Genomic DNA, 24,596 nt, shown 5'->3' on the forward strand with positions numbered 1-24,596 from the left:
CCTTTTCTAGTTAAATAGAGACTTCATTTGACGAACAACGGATAGATCTTTTACTTTTCTCCATACAAACCAAGCACCAATTGAACCTAATACAGCAGCGCCTAAAAAACGCGGTGTATAAATGAACCAATAGAATTGGTTACTCGCCCCGGTAAATACTACCATCACAGGATAAGATAATAATGACCTAATAATACCGGTCCCAATAATTTCTCCTGCCATTGAAGCATAAATATTTCGGAAGATACGATAAAGTTCAGCTGCTAAAAAAGCGCCAAAAACTGCTCCTGTCAAAGCAAGAGGAGGAATACCTAAAAATGCCATACGTATAATACCACAGATGAAAGCCATAGTCGTAGCATACAGTGGGCCCATCAACACACCCGCAAATACATTAATCACACTGGACATAGGCGCCATTCCTTCAATACGTAAAATAGGCGACAAAACAACATCTAATGCAATCATAATTGCTAAATAAGTTAGCTTTCTTACCTTTTTATATCTCATATAGATAAAACCTCTTCAGTTAATTCCCACCGATAGACAATTGATCTTTGGGTATAAATACGCTTGGAAATACTCTTTCAAGAATCAACAAAATAACTATAGCAGCCAAAGAAGTTAACAGCGCGCTGACGCCGTTAATCACTAGGGAATAAATGACTGGTGATAACCCCCACATCGCATACTGACCCCAAAAAATATATCCGGCCACAAAATGCCAGAAATAACGAGCAAAAGTACCTACTAAACAAGCACTAATAATACTAAAGCGAGCTTGCCCATGATTTTTTACTTTAAGCGATCGCTGAAGTCGTGCTGCAAAAATGCCAGCCAAGCCTGCAAATGGGTAAGCTAGAATATACTCAATTAACACCTGGGGAATACTTAGGTAAATTACCTGGCCTAAAGGAAAATGCAGGAACCCCCAAATAAGTCCCGCAAGTATTCCAGGGCGTGTACCACGACGTAGTGCGTACACAACTAAAGGGATTTGACCTAAAGATAAGGTAAAAGTTGTACCCGCATCTGTAGGTATCAGTGATAACATCACACTTAATGCAGCAATAATCGTTCCTTCTATCCAAACTTTTGTGTTTGAATGCATAAAAAATACTCCTCCTTTAGAATCTTCACAATTCACAAAGGAGAAGTATATATACTTCAACTCGTCACAATTCCTACGTTCGAATGGTCGAAACAGGTACGAAGGGTTTAGAGAGTAACACTCAATCTCAGCCCATATGGACTCCCCTTTGTGAGCAGATTCTATTTAATTACTTACATGTATAGGGTAACATATTTTTACCAAAAAAACACCGCTAACAATTTTATTATATATAAAAAAAGAAATTTATTTGTTGTTATTATAGTTTGAATCATTGAACAAGTAATAAACACATTTTCTAACCGGTAAATAAAATCAATCTGATTGTGCTTTTTCTCCTTGTTCGGCATAACTCATATCGTTAACTGACTCTAATGAGTAGTCATTATCTTTATACTTAATAATATTGACGCTTGCATTATCCAAGCCATCCGCTGGTGCTTCAAAACCATCGAATAATGTATCTAATAAAGCAGTAATACTCAATCCATGGGAAGTGATTAAAACATTTCCAGATCCATTTTCTTGCGTTTCATCTGCTACAATTTGATCTAAACTATTTGTTAAACGATCAGAGATTGTTTCATAATCTTCTGCTGGCCAGTTAATTTCTTCTTCAACATTATTTTCTTCCATCTGTTCTTTATCTAATTTTGCTACGCTATCAGCAAAAACTTCTGGATCCATATTTGCTTGAAACTCCTCTAAAGTCACGCCTTGTTCATCGGCCACATCTTGCCACATGCTATCATTTAAATCGCCTTCATATGTCCCAAAGTTAAATTCTCGCAAGCCACTATCTTTTTGTACTTGTATTTCATTTGTTTGCTCATTCTCGTCTAAAATCAAATCTGCTGTTTGAATAGCACGTCCGCTATCACTAGAATAAGCGTTTTGAAAATCAATGTCTTTTAAGCCAACACCAGCATTTGTGACAACTTCTTCACCAGCAGGAGTTAATACTGCGTCTGACCAGCCTTGCACTCTATCAGTAGTATTTAGCATCGTTTTTCCATGACGTACAATATACAAGGTTAATTCGTCCTCTTGATTCGAAGTTTCCTCTGTAGATTCTGTAGTTTGTGCCGCTTGGTTTGCTTGAGTATTTGCCTCATTTTGACAAGCGGATAATAACATAACAAAAGATAAAGCAATGCTAGATTTTATTAACAATTTTTTCATTTTCAATTCCTCCTATATCTATTTGCTCACAATGAAGTTTTTCTTTCCTCCTTTCAGTCTAAAAAATAAAAAAACCTACAATCGTCCCTTGAATTCTAAATAGGGATAATCGTAGGTTATGCTCCATATGGATAACATTCCAACTTCATTATTAACAATATACAATGAAAAGGCTACCATAGTGGATAGTGACTGTCAATTGTCTTTTAGACATTCATCTGTTAAAAAACATTTTATAACAAAAAAAGCCCCAAAACTGGGACTTTTTATTTATAAATCAACCTTTTTTTCAAATAAAGGACTGACAGGTTTACTTTCATGAATACGTCTGATCGCTTCTGCAATTAAATCGCAAACACTAATTTCATCTAGTTTATCAATTTTACGTTCTTCTGGTAAGTTGATAGAATCTGTAACAACCAAATGTTCAATAGCAGAATCTGAAATACGATCTAAAGCAGGACCGGATAATACAGGATGTGTACAAGAAGCATAAACACTTGTAGCGCCAGCTTCTTTAAGCGCATTTGCCGCAAGCGTGATCGTACCCGCTGTATCAATCATATCGTCGATAATCACACATGTCTTTCCATTAACATCGCCTATAATGTTCATTACTTCTGCCACATTTGCGCGAGGACGACGCTTATCGATAATTGCAATGGACGCATTTAAAAACTCTGCTAGTTTACGTGCTCGTGTTACCCCGCCGTGGTCAGGAGAAACAACGACTACATCGTCACCTTTAATTCCATGTTCAATAAAATAATCCGCAATTAAAGGAGCACCCATCAGATGATCGACAGGGATGTCAAAAAAACCTTGGATTTGAGAAGCGTGCAAGTCTAAGGCAACTACACGATTAGCGCCAGCTTTTTCGATCATATTAGCCACTAATTTAGCCGTAATTGGTTCACGCGCACGGGCTTTACGATCTTGTCGCGCATAACCATAGTAAGGCACTACCACATTTATGGTCTTTGCACTTGCTCGTTTTAAAGCATCGATCATAATCAAAAGCTCCATCAAATTATCATTTACTGGACTACTTGTTGATTGAATAATATATACGTCTGCTCCTCGGATGCTTTCTTCGATGTTAACTTGGATTTCACCATCGCTAAACTGTTTTACTGTACATTTTCCTAGTTCTATTCCTATAGCCGCCGCAATTTTTTCTGCTAAAGGTTCATTTGAATTTAATGCAAAAATTTTTAATCTTGGATCAAAATATTGATTAGACATGAGGACCTCCACTTTCTATACCTTCCAACGAACCGTTTATTCGTCTTAAATAGTTTACTTACGTTGTCATTATAATGTTTATAGCCGGTGAAGACAAGACATTAACATAATATTCTTAAAGCGCATAACAAAAAGAGACCGAAATAATAGGGGTCTTTTATAGTAAATATCTACCAAATAACGAAAAAATATTTTAATGCACTAGACACGCTACAAGAAAAGAAGCGAACAAATCAAGCTTAAACTAATTGAATTTTTTCATATATCATTACTAACAATACCTAACATTTCAGTCTCTTTTTTATTGTAAAAATGGTAATCTTTTTGCGTACCCTTCTTTATTTACTTGACGAGCACGTGCAATTGCCATATCGTCTTCATAAACATCATCAGTGATTGTTGAACCCGCAGCTAAGCAAGTATTTTGAGCTATATTCACAGGGCCAATTAAATTAACTGCTGAACCAATAAAACTGTGATCTCCAACCGTCGTATGATGTTTGTTTTTACCATCATAATTGACAAAGACTGTACCACAACCAACATTGATCTCTTTACCCAATGTAGCATCACCAACATAGGTCAAATGGCCTACTTTGGTCTTCTCACCGATAGTTGCATTTTTGATTTCAACAAAATTACCTATATGAGCTTGTTGCTTAACTTCGGTTTTAGGACGCAAATGAGCATAAGGACCCACATCTGCTTTTGAATACACAATACTTTCTTCAATCGTAGAAGACTTCACAGTAACACCATCTTCAATCCTGCTATCCGTGATTTGTGAATTTTGTGTAATGACACAATTTTCTCCAATGACCGTTTCGCCTTTTAAGGAAACACCGGGGTCAATGATAGTTTCAGCACCAATTTTTACACCATCATCAATATAGCTTGTATTCGGATCAATGAATGATACACCATTTTGCATATGTTTACGGTTGATCCGTCTACGCATAATATTATTAGCTTGCGCCAAAGCAACCCGATCGTTAACGCCAATAGATTCTTCGAAATCACTTGTCTGATAAGCAGCAACGATATGTCCTTGCTCTTTTAAAATTTCGATGATATCTGTTAGATAGTATTCTCCTTGAACATTATCTGTGGTGATATTATCTAAAGCTTCAAATAACAACTCATTATCAAAACAATAAGTTCCCGTATTTATTTCTTTTACTTGTGCTTCTTCTGTCGAAGCGTCCTTTTGCTCAACGATTCGATCTACAATACCTACACGATCCCGTAAAATCCGACCATAACCACTAGGATCATCAGCGTGTGCTGTTAAAATCGTAGCGGAAGCATTTTTCCCTTGATGATATTCAAATAACTGATCCAAAGTCTCACTCGTTAAAAGCGGCGTATCCCCACTGATAACTAGCGTTGTGCCTTTTTTCCCCTTCAAAAAATCAGCTGCTTGTATTACCGCATGACCTGTACCCAATTGTTCAGCTTGTAAAGCATATTCACTCCGTGTATCCAGCTGTGCTTTGACCTCTTGAGCTCCATGACCAACAATCGTTACAACTTCATTGGGATTAATTTCTTCAACACGATTCATAATATGTTCGACCATGGGTTTACCGCAAACTGGGTGTAGTACTTTATATAGCTTTGATTTCATTCGTGTACCCTTACCAGCAGCTAAAATAATTGCGTAACGTTCGTCCACCTGTCTCACTCCATTTTTAATTTTTGCTTGTTTAAGTGTAGCCCACTTGCTTAGACATTTCAACCAATGAGTAAAAATTACAGCTAGACCAATTTTTAATTATCCAAAGAAACGAGCAATTTCTTCTTGTGCTGTATCTACTGAGTCGGAAGCATGAATCAAATTCCTCGTTTTATTTACACCGAAATCACCACGTAAAGTGCCCATTTCTGCTTCTAAAGGATCAGTCGCGCCAACGATTTTTCTAGTCTGTGAAATTGCTTGTTCTCCTTTAACCACCATCAACAAGACTGGACCTTCCATCATATAATCTAAAAGCCGAGGGAAGAACGGCTGATCTACTAAATGATGATAATGTTCATGTAACTGCGCTTTAGATAAAGTTTCTATTTTTATTTGAGAAATTTGTAGCTGTTTATCTTCAAACCGTTGAATAATACGTCCTAGCAAACGACGAGCTAGCCCATCAGGTTTTATAATCACTAAAGTTTGTTCACTCATTAAATTTATCTCCTATTATTTTATAAATATATTTTGTAATTAATCCATTCTACAATACTTTTAATTTTCGAAATAATTCCCAGGAACGACTTTAATTGTTTTCGTTTGTGTGTCCACATCTTTAACATATAACAGTGAATTGTAGTCTGTAACAGCTCTTTTTCCTTTAAAGTTTGCTTCAGCAAAAACGCTAACGCCCACTAATTCAGCATCGAACTCATCGATCAAACCCTGCATACCATTAATTGTACCGCCGCCTTTCATAAAGTCATCAACAACCAAAACACGAGATCCTCTGGCTAAGCTTCTTTTAGATAATTCCATTTTTTCAATACGCTCAGAAGAACCTGAAGCATAATTGACACTAACAGTAGGACCCTCAGTTATTTTTGAGTCTCTGCGTACAATAACAAAAGGAGCATTCAAATAATAGGATACAGCTTGAGCGATGGGCACGCCCTTTGTCGCAACGGTCATTACCGCATCAACTTCTTCGTTGATATATTTTGAAGCGATAATTCGCCCAACCTGTCGTAACAATTGAGGTTGTCCTAATAAATCAGTTAAATAAATATAGCCTCCGGGTAGCAAACGATCTTGCTCAGATAGACGTTTAGCCAAAGCGTTAATATATTCTCTAGCTTCTTCTTTTTCAATCACAGGAACAAAAACAACACCTCCTGCAGCACCAGGGATGGTGTCTAAAATTCCAGTTCCTCTTTCTTTGAATATTTTTTTAGCAATTGCTAAATCCTCACTAATAGATGATTTAGCTGATTCGTATCGCTTAGAAAAAAACGTTAAGGGAATCAATTCATGCGGGTGCTCTAATAAATAATGGGTCATATCGATCAATCGTTCACTACGACGAACTTTCACTTCATTCAACTCCTTTTTCATTTAATCGTTTTAATTATATAGTTTTTTTTGGAAATTAGCGAGTATTTTTTAAGTTTTTCTAGAAATTGTTCGTGATTTATGCAAACAATAAAAAACAGAGAACATCTTTGTTCCCTGTTAATTTTATTCTTTTAACCGTTTTTCACGTTGAAATAAGGTATAGAGCTTTTTGATCGCATTTACGACTAAAAATAAAGCAATAAATACTAAGGTAATCGTAGCGCCAGGTGGTGTGTCGATATAAAAGGAACTAACTAAGCCACTCAACATTCCCACAAGTCCAATTAACACACTGATTAAAATTACCGCATTAAAGCTTTTTCCTATCCTCATACTAATCGCAGCTGGTAAAACCATAATAGCTGAAATCAGCAATGCTCCTGCAATTGGGATCATAATTGCAATTGCTACTCCTGTTAATACATTAAATAGCATAGACATCCAATGAATAGGTAACCCGTCCACGTGGGCTGTCTCCTCATCAAAAGTTAAAACGTACATCGGACGTTTAAATAAGAGAAATAACAATAAGGACAAAACAAACAATATACCTAAGAAAATAACTTGGGGTTGCGTAATTGTTACGATGGATCCAAATAGATAAGATTGAATGCTAGCAGAGGAGTTTCCCCCGGTAATATTCATCAATACAAGAGCGACTGCAAGGCCTCCTGCCATTAAAATAGCAATAGAAATCTCGGAATACCCTCGGTAAACCATCCGCAAATACTCTAGTAAAATAGCCGCGATAACCACAACGACCATGGTGGTAAATGTAGGATTTAAGTTAAGAAAGAAACCAAAAGCTACTCCTGCTAATGATACATGAGACAAGGTATCAGCCATAAGAGACTGTCGGCGAATAACTAGAAATACTCCTAGCATCGGCGCAATCCCAGCAATAAAAAGAGCAGCTAAAAAAGCTCTTCTCATGAACTCATATGAAAGCAGCGCCATTGGGTTCCCTCCTTTCGCACCAAATGAATTTGACGATCAGCATACTCTTTAATATCTTCATGATCGTGGGTAATCATAAGTACGCCTTTATCATGTTCATGTGCACTATGTTGTAATAAACGATAAAAATTGGCACGGGATTGTTCGTCCATTCCATTTGTCGGTTCATCCAAAATGAAAAGATCAGGATCTGTAGCAAACACTCGCGCTAAACTGATTCGTTGTTTTTGTCCACCAGACAACTCGCCAATACGTTTATCTCGCATTTCCCACATATCAACAGCTTCCAGTGCTTTTTGTACGTGTTCATTATCTATATCAGTAAAACGTTTGAACCAACGACCTTTAGGATAACGCCCGGAACTTACTAATTCATAAACCGTGCTAGGAAACCCAACGTTAAACGAAGCTACCAATTGGGGAATATAACCGATACTAAGTTTTCCGCCTTTATTGTTTTTAGGGGAAATGTAGATACTACCTGATTCAGGTTTTAATAACCCAAGTGTTGCTTTGACTAGCGTTGATTTAGCTGCGCCATTTTCACCTGTTAAAGTAACAAACTCGCCATCACTTACTTGATAACTAACGTCTTCTAATACAGGCTCTTCATCATAGTAAAAAGTTAAATCTTTTACTTCGATATAACGCATCTGTTTTCCTCCTTCTACCATAAATTTTCTCCAATCAATTGAATGATTACCTATTGTTAAATTTTTTATTTTATGCTCCCTAGTTATTTAACGGGATACAAAACGTATTCATTACGATTTATTAACAAGCTTTAATGTATCAAAACTTTTATTGCTCGTCAAGCAAAAGTTAATAGATTAAATCATTACTTTTTCAATAAAAAAAGCCGGGAAATCCCAGCCTTCATCGTAGTGTTCGCACCATATATACTTCATCACAAAATCCTTTTACCCCGTTTACGATACGTTTAGCACGACTTTGTTTTTGACATAATGCAAATACAGTAGGTCCACTCCCACTCATCAAAGCAATATCGGCGCCAAATTTCATCATACGCGATTTGATTTGTTGAATAATTGGATGTTTAGGAATCGTTATATCTTCTAAACTATTACCCATGTAATTCAACATCCCTGAATAGTCCTGCCTTAAAATTGCCGAAGCAAGTTCTTTCATATTAGGATGTGTAATTTGTGTCATATCCACTTGTTGGAAAATTTTTCTGGTTGAAACACTTAATTGTGGTTTAACCAAAATAACCCAACATGGAGACATTGGCTTTAATACATTGACGATTTCACCTTTGCCAGCAATAAAAGATGTGGTGCCATATAGACAGTAGGGAACGTCGGTACCAACGTGCATACCTATATCAATCATTTCCTCCATGGAAAGTTCTAGCTTCCATAAACGATTTAGCCCACGCAAAGTTGCAGCGCAATCAGTACTACCGCCGCCAAGACCTGCAGCGACTGGTATATTTTTTTTAATCGTAATTTTAATCCCTGCAGCAATACCATAACGTTTTTTTATTATAGCAGCCGCTTGATAGACATTGTTTCTTTGATCACTCGGCAAAAAAGCTTTATTAGATTCAATAACAATTTGATCTTCATATAAAGGCTCAAAACTTAAATGATCAGCCAAATCAACGCTTGACATAACCATTTCTAACTCATGATAATTATCTTCTCTTTTATACAATACATCCAAGCCTAAATTGATTTTTGCCGGTGCTTTTTCAATTATTTCCATGTTTTCCACCCATTCGAAATAGTCATGTTGTATTCTATCATAGCAAATTTTTCTTGTATAGACACAAATAACAGTTAAAAAACAAAGAAAAAAGAAAAAAGTGTAAAACCAACTTATAGTCGTTGGTTTTACACTTTTTCAAAATACACTTTACACTTATTTACTCAAGAAACTTCGATCTCTCCTAGGTCTTCTTGTGCAGTGACTTCTCCTTCTCCTACAAGGGCAAAAGAATTAATTTTATCGCCGTTTGTAAATACTGTTAAAACATCCGTTTGTTTACCAGCATCTTTCACCGCTTTTCTATCCATTGTAGCAAGTTGTGTATCAGAGCTGACTTGGTCATTTTCTTTTACATTGATAGTAAAAGGCGCACCTTTTAGTTCAACGGTGTCTAAGCCCATATGAACAAGCACTTCCACGCCACTATCAGTTAAGATACCGATAGCATGTTTTGTTTCAAATACACTAGATATCGTCCCAGCAACTGGAGAATAAATTTGGTCTTCTGTTGGTTTTACTGCATAACCATCTCCCATCATTTTTTGAGAAAAGACAGGATCATCAACAGCTGTAATCTTAAGTAACTCGCCAGAAACTGGTGCAAATAATTTTTCAGTTACTTTTTGTGTATCCGTTAAAGAAGCAGCAGTGTCCTCTTCAGAAGAAGAAAGGCCAATATCACCAGCTGTCGCGCCAACAGCCGCTAATTCTGCTGTTGAATCTTCACGGTCCTCTTTATTAAAAATGCCACGTTTTCTAAAGACCACTGTTAAAATAAACGGAATAACAATAGCGATGACCATCGAAATTGCAAAAGCTAGATAGCCGCCACCAATTTGACTGTTAATAACTAAAATTCCCGGCAGGCCCCCAACTCCAATGGAATTTGCGCGTACATCCATAAAGTTATTAAATAAACCGGCAAATCCCGAACCAATCATCGCGGCGACAAAAGGATAGATAAATTTTAAATTAATCCCAAACATCGCTGGCTCGGTAACACCTAGGTAACAAGAAATCATGGCGGGAATGGAAACTTGTTCTTCTTTCTTATTGCCACGATGCAAGTAAATCACAGCTAAAACCGCTGAACCTTGCGCAATATTAGATAAAGCGATCATCGGCCACAAACTTGTCGTATGGCTTGTCACTTCAGAAGCAATTAATTGTAAGTCAATGGCATTAGACATATGATGTAAGCCGGTAATAACCAGAGGGGAGTAAAGTAAGCCAAAGGCAAAACTGAACAACCAACTAACAGACGAAGTTAGACCAGCGAATATAACATTTGAGATAATATTTCCTAGCCACCAACCAAAAGGACCTAAGACTACATGAGCCGCAATAATAGTTGGCAATAAGGCAAATAACGGGACAAAAATCATTGAAACAGCCTCTGGAATGTGCTTACGGAAAAATATTTCCAGATAAGCGAGTAAGAACCCTGCTAACATTGCTGGAATAACTTGTCCTTGGTAACCAATCATATCTACCTGGGCAAAACCAAAATCCCACTGAGGAATATCCGCAGCAGCAGTGGAGGCAACCTCATTGGCATCAAGTAACTGCGGGGAAACCAAGGTAATACCTAGGACAATACCTAAGATTTGCGTAGTTCCCATTTTACGGGTAACACTCCAGGTAATCCCTACAGGTAAGAATTGAAAGATTGCTTCTCCTGGTAACCATAAGAAATCATTAATAGCGGTCCAAAAAGTAGAACGATCAACAATTGTAGCTCCACCAAAATCCACGCCCTCTAAAATGTTACGAAAACCTAAAATAAGACCTCCGACAATAATAGCGGGTATAATAGGAGCGAAAATTTCAGCTAAAGCACCGACTGCCCTTTGTAATGGATTCTGATTTTTTTTAGCTACTGATTTAGCATCTTCAGTCGAAGTACCCTCTATTCCTGAAGCTTCTTTAAAATCATTATAAAAAGTAGCTACATCATTTCCTATAATAACCTGGAACTGTCCAGCATTGGTAAACATTCCCTTTACACTAGGAATATCATCAATTGCTTCTTGATCCGCTTTATCCGGATCATTCAAAACAAAACGCATTCTAGTTGCACAATGGGTAACAGCATTAATATTTTCTTTGCCGCCAACTTCTTTTAACAGTCGCTTGGCATCTTCTTCGTACTTGCCCATAAGACTTCCTCCTCAGCGAAAATTGTATATACATGTATAACTACAACTTTATCATACCTTGTGATATTTTATATTGCAAGCGTTTTATTCATTTTATTTTATAATACTTCTGTTTTTTAAAGTAATAGATTGTCGGAAAATGGGCTTTCATTACAATTAGCCCGTTATTTTTCCTCAAGATATATTTTCGGCTATAAGCTCATAAAAAGTTTCTTCTTATCATTGTAAAAGCTTTCATTTTTCGTTATAATAAAATTGCATGTATAGACAAGTTAGGAGGAGTATCCATGTATCATATTCGTATAGAAACAACAGGACAATGGGTAGTTCATTGGCCAAATGGTAACACTGAAATTTTATCCGCCTCTTTAAATGAATGTCTGTCCTATTTAACAAAAGAAATTAAAACACAATCCATTGAAGGAGGAACGATAGACCAAGAGATCCTCTTTGAAAAAGATGGACAAACCTTCGAATTAGCACAATATTTAACTGAAGAAACAAATCGCCCATTTGTTTGCGGCAAGGCAACAGATTTCGACACAAAAGCAAAGCAAATTCCTTGGAATATTGAGTATTATGGTTACAATCCAGGAAAAAATGAATATTCTCAAGAATCTTTATTAACCGTTGGTAACGGTTTTATCGGTCTACGCGGCACTACACCAGAAATGGAAATTAGCGACAATAATTATCCAGCGCTTTATCTGGCAGGTCTTTATAACGAAGTTGGTTCCCAGGTTGCTGATAAAACGATTTATAATGAAGATTTTGTTAATGCGCCTAACCTACAAAAGATGTATTTAGTCCTCGATGACCAACGTATCGATATTGAAAATAACCAAATTTTATATATGAAACGACAGCTTAATTTAAAAAACGGGCTACTCTCTTTTTACTACACCCTTCAATCAGACGATGGTAAAAAAATTGCCATTCAAACGAAAAAAATTGCCAATATGGAAAATGTTCATCAGTATGCGGTAAGTTATTCATTTACGCCACTTAACTTTTCAGGTGAAGTAACGTTTATCTCAGAAGCTGATGGTGATGTTTACAACTACAATGTTGAGCGTTATCGTAGTCTATCAAGTCGTCATCTACAAGTTAGTAAGCTACAAGCGGATAAAGACGTGGTATCTCTTTTAGCAAAAACAAATACTTCAAATATTACTGTCAGTCAACAGGCAAAATTACGTGGTTGCCAGCACTCACTAGATGATTTAGTAATTGAAAAACATAGGGATAAAGTGATGCAAAAAGTACCCTTAACGGTAAAAAAACAAAAGACTTATACTTTTGAAAAAACCGTACTTGTTAATCAATATAGAAAAGAAGCCAAAATAGCTGATATCGATCTACAAACAGTTACTTTGCCAAGCTTTAACGAATGCTTACAAGCTTCTAACAAAGCGTGGGAAAATCTCTGGGAAAAAGCTGGTATTCACATTACGGGGGATTTGATGTCGCAAAAATTATTAAATCTGCACACTTATCATCTATTAGTTTCTGCATCTCCTAAAGGTAATCAAGGATTAGATGCCTCTGTAGCTGCTCGTGGTTTGCATGGGGAAGCTTACCGTGGACATATTTTCTGGGATGAATTATTTATCTTCCCATTTTATATTCTTCATTTTCCGGAAATAATCAAACCGCTATTGCTCTATCGTTATAACCGATTAGAAATGGCAAAAAAAAGGGCAAAAGAAGATGGATATCAAGGAGCCATGTTCCCTTGGCAATCTAGCCTAGATGGTTCTGAACAATCACAAGACCTACATCTAAACCCAATTAGTGGAACATGGAAAAAAGATAACAGCCGTTTACAAAGACATATTTCTCTAGCGATCGCTTATAATATATGGCTTTATTGGCACAACACACGTGATATAAGTTTCATGAAAGATTACGGTTTAGAGATGCTTTTAGAAATCGCTCATTTTTGGAAAAGTGCAGCTGTCTATAACCCAACAACCAAGCGTTATGATATTGATCATGTAATGGGGCCTGATGAATTTCATGAAAGCTATCCTGAAACCAAAGAAAGTGGCTTAAAGAACAACGCCTATACAAATATGATGGTAGTATGGTTATTTGAAGAAATTGCCCAAATAAAAAATGAATTCTCAACAACAGATTTTGCTACGATTCAGAAGAAAACTGGTGTGAACGATCAATTACTAGAAAAAATGGATGAGATCAAACATCAATTATCCTTAGAAATTGACAGTAAGGGAGTTATAGCACAATTTGACGGTTACTTTGGGTTAAAAGATTTAGACTGGCAGCATTATAAACAGGAATACGGTAATATTTATCGAATGGATCGTATATTAAACGCTGAAGGAAAGTCAGCTGATGATTATAAAGTAGCTAAACAAGCGGATAGTTTGATGATATTTTATAATTTCTCTAAAGAACAAGTATCCACCATACTAAAAGATTTAGACTATCAAGTGCCTGCCGATTATGTCCAAAAGAACCTTAATTATTATCTAGCACGTACTTCACATGGTTCAACCTTATCCCGTGTTGTACATGCTCAACTGGCTGCTATGGTTGGCGATCAAGATTTATCATGGCAACTTTATCAAGAAGCATTATACTCAGATTATCGTGATATCCAAGGAGGTACTACTGCTGAGGGGATACATGCTGGTGTCATGGCAGCGACCTTGTATATACCACTAACTACCTTTGCCGGGCTAGACATTCGTAAGGATATCATTAGTTTTGAACCAAATTTACCGCAATCTTGGTCAAGTATTCAATTTTCTATAACCATTCGTGGCATTGATTTTACTATTTTTGTTTCACATGAAACGATCACAATTACACCAACACAAACTACTTTTGTTGAAATTAACCATGAAAAAGTTGAGCTACCTGCTAATGAACAGACAACGATAACTTATTAACGAGGAGAGAGAGTAATGAAAAAAGGATTTGTATTTGATCTTGATGGCGTCATCACTGATACTGCTAAACTACACTACATGGCTTGGAAAGATTTAGCTGCTGCATTAGATATCGAAATTGATTTGGCTTTTAATGAGCAACTCAAAGGTGTAAGCCGAATGGAATCATTAGATAAAATCTTAGCTTACGGTGGAAAAAAAGATGATTTTTCTATAGCACAAAAAGAAACACTAGCAGAAGAAAAAAATAAACACTATGTAGAATTACTACAAGATTTAGGTCCGCAAGATTTACTAGCTGGTTTCAAAGAATTTTTAGATGCCGCTAAAGAAAAACAAGTTCCTTGTGTAATTGCTTCAGCTTCTAAAAATGCACCATTTATTTTAAAAAAATTAGAAGTTTTTGATGCTTTTGATGCAATTGTTGATCCAGACCAACTAACTAAGGGTAAGCCTGACCCGGAAATTTTTATTCGTGCTGCCGATACCATACACATTGCGCCAGAAGAAGCCGTCGGATTTGAAGACGCACAAGCAGGAATTGAGGGCATTAAAGCTTGCGGCATGTTTGCTGTAGGTGTCGAAACAACAGAGCCTTTATACCAAGCAGATCTTCGTGTAAAACAACTAAGCGAGCTTACAGTTGACGAACTATTAGAAAAATAACAAATTGCTTTTCCTTTTTTCTACACCTATAATAAACAAAAAGGGAGGCAATGTTTCGAATGAACAAGTTTAAAGAGATATTTCTAGATTTGGAGCAAAAGATATTATCTGAAGAATACCCGCCCCACTCTCTGCTTCCAAGTGAAAACCAGCTGATTAAATTATATGATGTTTCCAGAGAAACTGTACGTAAAGCGTTAAATCTATTACGAAATGCTGGCTATATTCAGAAAAAACAAGGAAAAGGTTCTATTGTTTTAGATATCCATCGCCTGGATTTTCCGATCTCTGGTTTAACGAGTTTTAAAGAATTACAATCGAATCAGCATATTTCTAGTCAGACAACAGTGGTGGAATTAAGAAAAATTGCCGTATCTATAAAATTGCATGAAATCACTGGCTGGCCAGTAGCCAAAGAAGTGTGGAAACTAGTCCGTCAACGTAAAATAAATGAGGAAGTAGTGATCTTAGATAAGGACTATCTTCTTAGTGATGTTATTCCACAATTACCTAAAGAAAAAGCACAAGATTCCATCTATGATTACTTTGAAAATGAATTAGGATTAGACATTGCTTATGCGCAAAAGGAAATAACCGCTGACCCGGTAAATAAAGAACTCCGTGATTTAATGGACTTACATCCGGAAGATCGCCATGTAGTTACTGTGAGAAGTCTAGTTTATCTAGAAGATACGCATTGTTTTGAATATACAGAATCTATTCATCGCTTGGATAAGTTTCGTTTTGTAGATTTTGCTAGAAGAAGAAAAATATAAAAAAACAAAGGAGCGGTCTATTTAATAGATCGCTCCTTTGTTTTTATTATTTCGCGTATTCAGTCGCTCGAGTTTCTCTTATTACAGTAACTTTAATATTACCTGGGTAATTCAGCTCGTCTTCAATTCTTTTACGTATATCACGAACCAAACGGATCGCATCCATATCGGTTATTTCTTCAGGTTTAACCATAACACGTACTTCACGTCCTGCTTGCACAGCAAAACTATAAGAAACTCCTTCAAAACTGTTAGAAATATTTTCTAAGTTTTCCAAACGACGAATATAATTTTCTAAGGATTCACTTCTTGCGCCTGGTCTAGCCGCAGAAAGCGCATCTGCTGCAGCCACCAAAGCAGAAATAACAGAAGTTGCTTCTGTATCTCCATGGTGAGAAGCTATTGCATTAATAACAACAGCATCCTCTTTATACTTAGTAGCTAATTCAGCTCCTATTTGTACGTGAGATCCTTCAACTTCACGGTCTAATGCTTTTCCTATATCATGCAAAAGACCTGCACGTTTAGCTAACTGAACATCTTCACCCAGTTCAGCAGCTAATACTCCAGTTAATTTTGCCACTTCAATAGAATGATTCAAAGCATTTTGGCCATAACTTGTTCTAAAGTGCATCCGTCCTAAAATTTTAATTAGATCTGGATGTAAGCTATGTATTCCAAGATCAAAAACGGTTTGTTCACCATAATCACGAATACGAGCATCCATTTCTTTGCGAGCCTTTTCAACCATTTCTTCAATACGTGCTGGATGGATACGTCCATCCTGAATCAATTTTTCCAAGGCCACACGCGCCGTTTCTCGACGAATTGGGTCAAAGCCAGATAATACAACCGCTTCTGGTGTGTCATCAATAATTAGATCAATTCCTGTCAATGTTTCAAGTGTTCGAATATTACGGCCTTCACGACCAATAATACGCCCTTTCATTTCATCATTTGGTAAAGTAACAACAGAAACTGTCGTTTCAGAAACTTGGTCGGCAGCACAACTTTGAATAGCTAAAGATAAGATATCTTTGGCTTTCCTATTCGCTTCGTCTTTGGCTTGCTGTTCTGATTCTTTAACCATTACAGTTAATTCATGATCCAATTCTTCTTCTGTTGATTTCATGATCATATCTTTTGCATCATCTTTTGTCAGCGCAGCGACTCTTTCTAATTCATCTTGTTGTTTTTGAATAAGTTCTTCAATCTCATTTTCTCGCTCGTCAATTAATTGTTGTTTCTCACTAACGTTATTTTCCTTATCCGTCAATGATTGTTCACGTTTCTCCAAAGAATCATCTTTTCGATCAAGTAATTGTTCTCTTTGCAGTAAGCGATTTTCTTGCGATTTTAATTCACTTTTATTTTCTTTCAACTCACTTTCAATTTCTGACCGGTATTTCTGATTTTCTTCCTTAGCTTCTAACAACGCTTCTTTTTTCAGAGTTTCTGCTTCTTTTTTTGCACTAGACAAAATGCTATCAGCACTTTGACTGGCACCGTCTATCTCTTTTTGATGACGATATTTTGTATAAAAAACTCCGCATAAAAGCCCGACAATTAAACCGATGATAGCGAGGAGAATGTTCAATCCCATTGGTAAATCACCTCCAGACTATCTCTATATTTTCATCTTTTGTAGTTTTTTGATAAACGTACTTACAAATAAATTACCAATATGCCTACTTGCATATGTGTGTAATACACACAGTTTAATTTTAATGTTTGTACTAAGGAGTGTCAACTTAAAAAGTGAGAGTTATTAATTAATCGCTTTTTCACATTGTTATTTAACAAGACAAAAACGCTTTTTATGGAAAAATATTTCCCATAAAAAGCGTAAAAATATTTATTCTTATGAATTTTCCTCTAAAGGAAGTTCTTCTTGTCCTTCTTCTGCTGACTCAGAATCATCAATCCCATAAGCTTTACGAACAAGCGCTGATATTTCAGCGACCATTTCTGGACGTTCTTTCATATATTTTTTCACATTTTCACGTCCTTGGCCAATCCGTTCTTCTTTATAAGAATACCATGCACCACTCTTGTCAATAAGATCTTTTTCTACGGCCATATCCAATAATTCACCTACTTGTGAAATACCTTCTCCGTACATAATGTCTACCTGTGCTATCTTAAATGGGGGAGCAACTTTATTTTTTACGACTTTAAGCTTCGTGCGGTTACCAATAATATCCGTACCAGATTTTAATTGTTCAGCTCGTCGAACTTCTAAACGCACTGTAGAATAAAATTTTAATGCGCGTCCACCTGGCGTAGTTTCCGGGCTACCAAACATAACACCAACTTTTTCGCGGATTTGATTAATAAATAGCGCAATTGTCTTGGTTTTATTGATCGAACCAGATAGCTTACGTAATGCTTGAGACATCAAACGTGCTTGTAAACCAACATGAGTATCGCCCATTTCGCCATCGATTTCTGCTCTTGGAACCAATGCTGCGACTGAATCGACTACCACAATATCAACAGCGCCACTTGAAACTAAGGCATCAGCGATTTCTAATCCTTGCTCGCCCGTGTCCGGTTGAGATAGTAATAGTTCATCAATATTAACACCTAAGTGTTCTGCATATTGTGGGTCCAAGGCGTTTTCTGCATCAATAAAAGCAGCTGTTCCCCCTTGCTTTTGAACTTCTGCTACAGCATGAAGAGCAACGGTCGTTTTACCTGAACTTTCAGGACCATACACTTCTACGATACGGCCACGTGGGTAACCACCAACTCCTAATGCGACATCTAATGCAAGTGAGCCACTAGGAATAGTTGAAATCTGTTGATCAGCCTTTTCCCCTAGCTTCATAATAGCGCCCTTGCCAAAATTTTTCTCAATCTTTTTTAATGCAGTATCTAGTGCTGCTTTGCGGTCATCTGCCAATTAAGATAAACCTCCTTATATGATAAAAACTACTTGTGTACTCATTTAATTGTATACCTATCATAGCGTTTTTTTCAAAAAAAAGCAAGAAAAAAGCGAACAAATATTCGTATTTATTTTATTAATTTTTTCCTTAATAAATCTAAGCCAGTCATGACTGCGCTATGACGAATATAGTTCCGATTACGAGTAAAGTGGTATAAATAACTTTCCACACCTTCTTCAGTTGCTAAACCTATCCAAACTGTCCCTGCTTTTTGATCTTCTAGTGAATCCGGTCCGGCTACTCCTGTAAAAGAAAGTGCAAAGTCACTATGGGCTAGTTTTTTCGCTTGTATTGCCATCGCTTCTGCACATTCTTTACTAACCGTTCCATATTTTTCTAACATTTTCGAATCAAGATTTAGTAACTGTTCCTTGGTGGTTTCTGAGTAAGTAACAAAACCACCAGGAAAAACTTCGGAAACACCAGAAACACTACCTAACATTGCTTGAAAACTACCTGCAGTCAAACTTTCAGCTGCACTTACAGTTTTTTTCTGTTTCTTTAATAGTTCAACAACAACTTCTACTAAAGAATTATTTTCTCCATAACCATAAAAGTAATCACCAACACGATCTAATATTACTTCTTCCATTTGATCCAGTTTTTGTTTTCCATCATTTTTATCTGTGGTGCTAACAGTCAAACGCAAGGTAACTTCATTAGGTTTAGCATATGATGCAATCGTTGGATTGCTTTGATGTTTGATTAGGTCTGCTAATTTAGTAACAAGTTCTGATTCTCCAATGCCATAAAAACGCAACACGCGCGAAATTAACTGTTCATCTGTTTGAAAATGATTTTGTAATAAAGGAATAGCTTCATTAAAAAACATCGGTTTTAATTCATTAGGTGGCCCTGGTAATAACAAATAAGAGTTACCTGTCGGTGTTTGATAAAAAATCCCTACAGCCAAACCATTACTATTTTGTAAAGATTCTCCATCTTTGAAAACTAAAGCTTGTAAGCGATTATTTTCTGTCATTGGTCGTTCTCGTTTTTCAAAAAATACTAATAAGTTTTGATAACCCCCTTCATCTGTCACTAACTCTTGTCCCACATGTTTTGCTGTAACTTGTTTTGTTAGGTCATCGTCTGTAGGACCTAATCCCCCACACAAAACAGTTAAATCACTTCTTTGGTCCGCTAGCTCCAATGCTTCTTCCAAGCGTTTAGGATTGTCTCCTACAACACTTTGATAATAAACTTCAATTCCTAATCCAGCTAATTCTTCCGCTAAAAAAGTTGTATTCGTATTATCAATTTGTCCTAACAAAATTTCTGTGCCTACTGCTATGATTTCTGCTTTCATTTTTCTCGCTCCTACTATTAAGTACGCAAAAAGTCTGGTTTCCATTTTAAAATAATTAAATTTTTCGCTTAAAGAAAAAATCGAATGGTCAAACATCTTCACAACGTTTGCCCATTCGTTTATACTTTTTATTCATAATTTACATCGAACCTTTAAATACGCCGGCATTTTTAACAAAATAATCCACTCCTGAATATAGAGTGAAGAACAGGCAAACATATAACAGGATTTCTCCTAATGGTAAAGAGATGAGATTAAACGGTATATTATTAATATATAAAAAGATAATAGCAAACATTTGCGTAGCTGTTTTAATCTTTCCTGGCCATGCTGCGGCCATTACACTGCCATTTTGTTCAACAATCAGCAAACGCAAACCGGTGATCGCCAATTCACGACATACAATAATAACGACAACCCAGCCCGGGGCCTTGCCTAGTTCAACTAATAAAACAAATGCTGTCATAACCAACATTTTATCGGCTAATGGATCGGCAAATTTCCCAAAATTTGTCACTAGTCCTTGTTTACGCGCAATCTCTCCATCAAGCCAATCAGTAAAGCTTGCTACAGCAAAGATCACCGCTCCCACTAAATTGGTTACAGCTAGTTGAGTATTCCCTAAAGATAATACTCCCCAATCTAACGGCGCAAGAACTACCACCATAAAAATGGGGATCATTAACATTCTAATAACAGTAAGTTTATTTGGTAAATTCACTTTATAACCCTCGCATCTCTGATAAAATCAGTGATACATTCCTTTCCTTTATTTTTTAATCTTGATACGTTACCTCAAAATTCAAATTTTTCTGCAACGCTTCATAATCAGGATCATCAAAATCTACTTCTTTATCGTTTGCTTTAAGATCAATATTCGCACTAGCACCTAAGGTTACCACAAAATTTTCCGTTCCCTCTGGTATCGTCGTGCTTTCATTTTGTCCTGCTTCCAATGTTTCTTGTAAAGAATAGTCACCGTTAACAGAAACTCCAACCCAAGCACGACCATTTTTTGCCGTAAACTCTAGTTCTAAAGGTTCTTCAGCGTCAGTCACTTGGATCGTTGCTTGTGACTGAGTTGAATCTGTCATGGCAATTTCCATTTCATCTTCTTCAGAAGAACTGGTTTCAGTCTGACTTGACGTTGAACTTTCTTCATTTGTAGAGGAATCTTGTTCGGTTGTAACAGAGCCATCTACTTCCATGGAAGTAGCAGTTTGTCCGATCACAGGATCAGAATTACGATCTTGCCAAGCCACATAAGCGATTACACCTACAATCATAAACGCAATAATGCCTAATAAGGCCACCGGTAAGTAATCTCGTGTTTTTTTATCACGAGTTTTCCCCTCATGCAACGCTTTTCTAGAACCTTGTACAGTTTCAGGTTCCGCCCGTTTTCCCTCTGGCTCGAAGCTAGCTTTTTCGTCATAAATGTCGACTAAAAAATCACCATCTTCGTCGACAACTTGTGCATACTGCCGAATAAATGAACGTACATAATAAGTACCCGGTAATGCTTCAAAATCGCCTTTTTCGATCGCTTCAAGGTAGCGTTTCTGAATTTTTGTTTTTTGTTGCAGCTCATCGATACTGATGTTTTTTGCCAAACGGGCTTGCCGCAATCTTTCACCAATTATGATTTCATTGCCCACGCTTACATCTACTCCAGTCTTTTTTTATCAATCTACTTTTAGAATACCATAAAAAAGCCCGGCAAAGATAATAATTGCTCTACCTTCAAATAAATTTTAAACTTCTTTTTCTGGTTTTAAACAAAATCTCGCCATAGCTTCTTTTTTTAGTAAATAATTCCCTGCATCAAGGCAATCCTGCAGTTGAATTGAACGAATGATCTCTGGTAAATCAAATAAAGTCAATGTCCCAAAAAGATCTTGTGTAAATTGATTTGCAATAAACTCTAAAGAATTAAGTGATTGGAAATACTTCCCTAACATTTTCTTTTTAAGGCGCTCTAAGTTTTCCTCATTAACTTCTTCTTCGTTAGCAAAATTTAAAAGAATATCTTCAATTTCTTGCAAAAACTCTTCAGGACGCCCTGTATCGCTAGAAAAATCCGCCATATGAAAACTGCGTTCTAACGAAAAATCAAAACCAAAGCTATCATCAATAATACCTTCTTGATATAAACGTAGATAGTTTTTACTTGTATTTCCTAAAAGCAATTGTAACAACAAATTCATTGCTGTTCGAAAGCGTAATTGCGCTTTATCTCCTTTGGGTAGATTTTCTTGAAATCCTCTTACGCCAAGAGTGGCTTTAGGCCGGCTAACTGACATTGTCTTAGAAGAATAGCTATTAATATCAAATGTCGTCTCCTGGGGAAAATATCGATAAATTTCACGAATATCAGTAAAGTTTTTCTCAGCTTGATTATTCTTAACCCAAGACATTGTTTCTTGAGGATCAATATTACCTACAACAAAAAGGATCATATTACTTGGATGATAAAAAGTTTGATAACATTCATAAAGATCATCCGCAGTAATCTTGTCTATACTATTAACGGTGCCTGCAATGTCGATATGCAGTGGATGCTTCGGGTAAAGGTTTTGTAAAAGACCAAAAAATAATTGCCAATCTGGATTATCTTGATACATTTGGATTTCTTGTGCGATGATCCCTTTTTCTTTTTCAACAGTCTCTGGTGTAAAATAAGGCGCTTGAACAAAGTCCAGTAGAGTCAATAAGTTATCTTTAATATGATCAGTAGCAGAAAATAAGTAACTTGTCTTAGTGAAACTAGTAAATGCATTAGCAGAAGCGCCTAAGCGTCCAAATTCTTGAAAAATGTCGCCTTCCTTTTTTTCAAACATTTTATGCTCTAAAAAGTGTGCAATACCATCGGGTACTTTCTTGCGCTTTTCCCCTTGGTAAGCAAATTCGTTATCAATAGAACCATAATTTGTACTAAATAGCCCGTAAGTTTTGTGAAATTCTCTTTTAGGTAAAATAAATACAGTCAGTCCATTATCAAGAACTTCTGTATATAATTTTTCATTAAGAGTAGAATAAACTTTTTTATTCATGAGCTACCTCCTTATCTATGGTAAAAATAGCTTGTAATTGAAGATCTACTGCAACTTTTTTCACATCTTCTTTGCTTACTGCCATAATCTTCTGTTCAAATTCTTTTTCATCCTCTACTAATTCTGAAAACCATTGTTTTAAATAAGCAATTTCTATTAAGCCACGAGAACTGTCCAAAGAAAGTAAAAATTGATTTTTGAGCATAACTTTTGTCTGTTGCAACTCACTTTCAGTAAAATCACCTGATTTCAGACTTTCTAATTGTTTCTCAATTAATGAAAGTACACGACTACGGTCTTTACTGTCAATTCCTGTTTGTACCGTAACGATTCCACGAAATGAATCAAACGTGCTAGAAGCATAATAAGCTAGACTAGCTTTTTCTCGTACATTGATAAATAATTTCGAATGCGGAAATCCACCAAACAAACCATTAAACACTAATAAAGAGAAACGTTTCTGATCATTATAATAAATAGATGTCTGATAAGCTAAATTTAATTTTGCTTGAACTACAGGTTCGTATAATACTTCTGATTGTACTTCTGCTTTTAACCCTTGTTTATAAAATATTTCTGTTTGAAGTAATGATCTAGGACTAAAAGGTAACGATTGGATTGCTTCTTTTGCCCTTTCTTCTTCAATATCTCCTACAACAAAAATATCAATTTGGTCTTGTGTCATCATTTCATGATAAGTTTGCACTAAATCATAAGCACTTAAAGAATTTAGATCTTCTTTTGTTCCAAAGCTTGGTGTTTTTTGATCAATATCTTCTGCAAAATACAGCTCCTGTAAACGTAAAGCAGCTAGCGTTTGTTTATCTTCTTTTATACTTTCTAAATAATCCATCATATTTTCTTTTTCACGCTGAAAAGTCTCTTGATCAAAGGCGCCCTCTTTAATATTGGGATGAAACAAAATTTCTTGAATAAATTTTATACCTTCTGAAAAAATATCCTGTTCATTAATGTATTTGCCATTTACCAAATTCATCATTAAATTCACTTGATGGATATTTCCTTTTTTGCTGACATTTAACCCAAAACTTGCGCCATACAAATCAGCAAGTTTTTCACTTAATTTTGTCTGAGTAGGATAGTTAAAACTATTGGTTTCCAACAAGTTCGTTAGTAATGCCCGCTTACTTGCAACCGCTTTTTGATGCTTAGTCGAAAAACGTACAAATAAACGAACAGTTTTAAACTTTTCTGTTGGAATAACTGTTAATTTTACACCTGGCTGTAATGAAATGGCCATTTTTGATACTCCTTAGTCTAAATTATAGATAATCTATGTTTTATTTAAAAATAATTATAACATACACAAGCTCGAGAAAAGAAAATTCAATTTAACGAATAAAGAAGAATTTAATGTTAAATTTTAAAAAACAATTTATTTCAAAAAAATATTTCGTTTCGTTATACTAAAATAAGCAAAATTGGAGGTGTAAATGTGAAA

The 24,596-nt window shown here is 36.1% G+C and carries 21 protein-coding genes and 1 riboswitch; of the genes, 3 read left to right on the top strand and 18 right to left on the bottom strand.

What is annotated here, in order from left to right:
* Window positions 1–6: 6 nt before the first annotated feature.
* The 11 genes from thiW to treP all read right to left on the bottom strand — a co-directional run bounded on the left by thiW (window position 7) and on the right by treP (window position 11,461).
* Window positions 7–510 (bottom strand): energy coupling factor transporter S component ThiW, encoded by a 504-nt coding sequence (gene thiW / locus C7K42_RS08215; protein WP_014123450.1) that lies wholly within the window; start codon window positions 508–510, stop codon window positions 7–9.
* 19 nt (window positions 511–529) lie between these two features.
* Window positions 530–1,111, bottom strand: coding sequence for an energy-coupled thiamine transporter ThiT (thiT, locus tag C7K42_RS08220; protein ID WP_014123449.1), 582 nt, complete (start codon window positions 1,109–1,111; stop codon window positions 530–532).
* Window positions 1,112–1,164: 53 nt separating this feature from the next.
* A riboswitch (TPP riboswitch) is annotated at window positions 1,165–1,269 on the bottom strand.
* Between the two features lie 157 nt (window positions 1,270–1,426).
* Window positions 1,427–2,293, bottom strand: coding sequence for a histidine phosphatase family protein (locus C7K42_RS08225; RefSeq protein ID WP_014123448.1), 867 nt, complete (start codon window positions 2,291–2,293; stop codon window positions 1,427–1,429).
* 270 nt (window positions 2,294–2,563) lie between these two features.
* Window positions 2,564–3,538 carry a ribose-phosphate diphosphokinase gene (locus C7K42_RS08230; RefSeq protein ID WP_014123447.1) on the bottom strand — a complete coding sequence of 325 codons (975 nt, stop codon included), beginning with the start codon at window positions 3,536–3,538 and terminating at the stop codon, window positions 2,564–2,566.
* 301 nt (window positions 3,539–3,839) lie between these two features.
* The gene (gene glmU, locus C7K42_RS08235) at window positions 3,840–5,213 is read right to left on the bottom strand and encodes a bifunctional UDP-N-acetylglucosamine diphosphorylase/glucosamine-1-phosphate N-acetyltransferase GlmU (protein WP_061840009.1); all 1,374 of its coding nucleotides are present in this window, start codon (window positions 5,211–5,213) and stop codon (window positions 3,840–3,842) included.
* 99 nt (window positions 5,214–5,312) lie between these two features.
* Window positions 5,313–5,714, bottom strand: coding sequence for a nucleoside-diphosphate kinase (gene ndk, locus C7K42_RS08240; protein WP_014123445.1), 402 nt, complete (start codon window positions 5,712–5,714; stop codon window positions 5,313–5,315).
* A 60-nt stretch (window positions 5,715–5,774) separates the two neighbouring features.
* The gene (gene purR, locus C7K42_RS08245; protein WP_014123444.1) at window positions 5,775–6,593 is read right to left on the bottom strand and encodes a pur operon repressor; all 819 of its coding nucleotides are present in this window, start codon (window positions 6,591–6,593) and stop codon (window positions 5,775–5,777) included.
* A gap of 144 nt (window positions 6,594–6,737) precedes the next feature.
* Complete coding sequence (locus C7K42_RS08250; RefSeq protein ID WP_069029355.1) at window positions 6,738–7,571, bottom strand: metal ABC transporter permease; 834 nt, start codon at window positions 7,569–7,571, stop codon at window positions 6,738–6,740.
* A complete protein-coding gene (locus C7K42_RS08255; protein WP_069029354.1) occupies window positions 7,544–8,224 on the bottom strand; it encodes a metal ABC transporter ATP-binding protein in 681 nt (226 codons plus the stop codon). Before C7K42_RS08255 ends, C7K42_RS08250 begins: the two co-directional genes overlap by 28 nt.
* 223 nt (window positions 8,225–8,447) lie before the next feature.
* Window positions 8,448–9,299: a 4-(cytidine 5'-diphospho)-2-C-methyl-D-erythritol kinase gene (ispE, locus tag C7K42_RS08260; protein WP_061840012.1), complete on the bottom strand. Its 852-nt coding sequence runs from the start codon at window positions 9,297–9,299 to the stop codon at window positions 8,448–8,450.
* Between the two features lie 164 nt (window positions 9,300–9,463).
* A complete protein-coding gene (gene treP, locus C7K42_RS08265) occupies window positions 9,464–11,461 on the bottom strand; it encodes a PTS system trehalose-specific EIIBC component (protein WP_103099854.1) in 1,998 nt (665 codons plus the stop codon).
* Window positions 11,462–11,748: 287 nt separating this feature from the next.
* On the opposite strand from treP, the gene C7K42_RS08270 reads away from it, so the two are divergent.
* Genes C7K42_RS08270 through treR form a run of 3 tightly spaced genes read left to right on the top strand, consistent with a single transcriptional unit; the run spans window position 11,749 to window position 15,821 of the window.
* Window positions 11,749–14,379, top strand: coding sequence for a glycoside hydrolase family 65 protein (locus tag C7K42_RS08270; RefSeq protein WP_103092125.1), 2,631 nt, complete (start codon window positions 11,749–11,751; stop codon window positions 14,377–14,379).
* 15 nt (window positions 14,380–14,394) lie between these two features.
* Window positions 14,395–15,045, top strand: coding sequence for a beta-phosphoglucomutase (gene pgmB, locus C7K42_RS08275; protein WP_103092124.1), 651 nt, complete (start codon window positions 14,395–14,397; stop codon window positions 15,043–15,045).
* A 59-nt stretch (window positions 15,046–15,104) separates the two neighbouring features.
* Window positions 15,105–15,821 (top strand): trehalose operon repressor, encoded by a 717-nt coding sequence (treR, locus tag C7K42_RS08280; protein ID WP_103092123.1) that lies wholly within the window; start codon window positions 15,105–15,107, stop codon window positions 15,819–15,821.
* Between the two features lie 46 nt (window positions 15,822–15,867).
* Here treR and rny read toward each other — a convergent pair whose 3' ends face one another.
* From rny to yfmF, 7 genes are all read right to left on the bottom strand, one after another.
* Window positions 15,868–17,424 (bottom strand): ribonuclease Y, encoded by a 1,557-nt coding sequence (rny, locus tag C7K42_RS08285; protein ID WP_061840015.1) that lies wholly within the window; start codon window positions 17,422–17,424, stop codon window positions 15,868–15,870.
* 258 nt (window positions 17,425–17,682) lie between these two features.
* Complete coding sequence (recA, locus tag C7K42_RS08290) at window positions 17,683–18,726, bottom strand: recombinase RecA (RefSeq protein ID WP_014123434.1); 1,044 nt, start codon at window positions 18,724–18,726, stop codon at window positions 17,683–17,685.
* Window positions 18,727–18,839: 113 nt separating this feature from the next.
* Window positions 18,840–20,081, bottom strand: coding sequence for a competence/damage-inducible protein A (locus C7K42_RS08295; protein WP_014123433.1), 1,242 nt, complete (start codon window positions 20,079–20,081; stop codon window positions 18,840–18,842).
* A 139-nt stretch (window positions 20,082–20,220) separates the two neighbouring features.
* Entirely contained in the window at window positions 20,221–20,802 is a 582-nt protein-coding gene (pgsA, locus tag C7K42_RS08300) for a CDP-diacylglycerol--glycerol-3-phosphate 3-phosphatidyltransferase (protein WP_014123432.1), read from the bottom strand.
* Window positions 20,803–20,857: 55 nt separating this feature from the next.
* Window positions 20,858–21,739 carry a helix-turn-helix domain-containing protein gene (locus C7K42_RS08305; RefSeq protein WP_014123431.1) on the bottom strand — a complete coding sequence of 294 codons (882 nt, stop codon included), beginning with the start codon at window positions 21,737–21,739 and terminating at the stop codon, window positions 20,858–20,860.
* A gap of 96 nt (window positions 21,740–21,835) precedes the next feature.
* Window positions 21,836–23,134, bottom strand: a complete 1,299-nt coding sequence (gene yfmH / locus C7K42_RS08310) for an EF-P 5-aminopentanol modification-associated protein YfmH (RefSeq protein ID WP_014123430.1) — start codon at window positions 23,132–23,134, stop codon at window positions 21,836–21,838.
* Window positions 23,127–24,395, bottom strand: a complete 1,269-nt coding sequence (gene yfmF, locus C7K42_RS08315) for an EF-P 5-aminopentanol modification-associated protein YfmF (protein WP_103099853.1) — start codon at window positions 24,393–24,395, stop codon at window positions 23,127–23,129. The genes yfmH and yfmF overlap by 8 nt, the downstream gene beginning before the upstream one ends.
* Window positions 24,396–24,596 lie beyond the last annotated feature (201 nt).

Source organism: Tetragenococcus halophilus subsp. halophilus DSM 20339 (assembly GCF_003841405.1).
In the GTDB taxonomy this organism is placed as follows: domain Bacteria; phylum Bacillota; class Bacilli; order Lactobacillales; family Enterococcaceae; genus Tetragenococcus; species Tetragenococcus halophilus.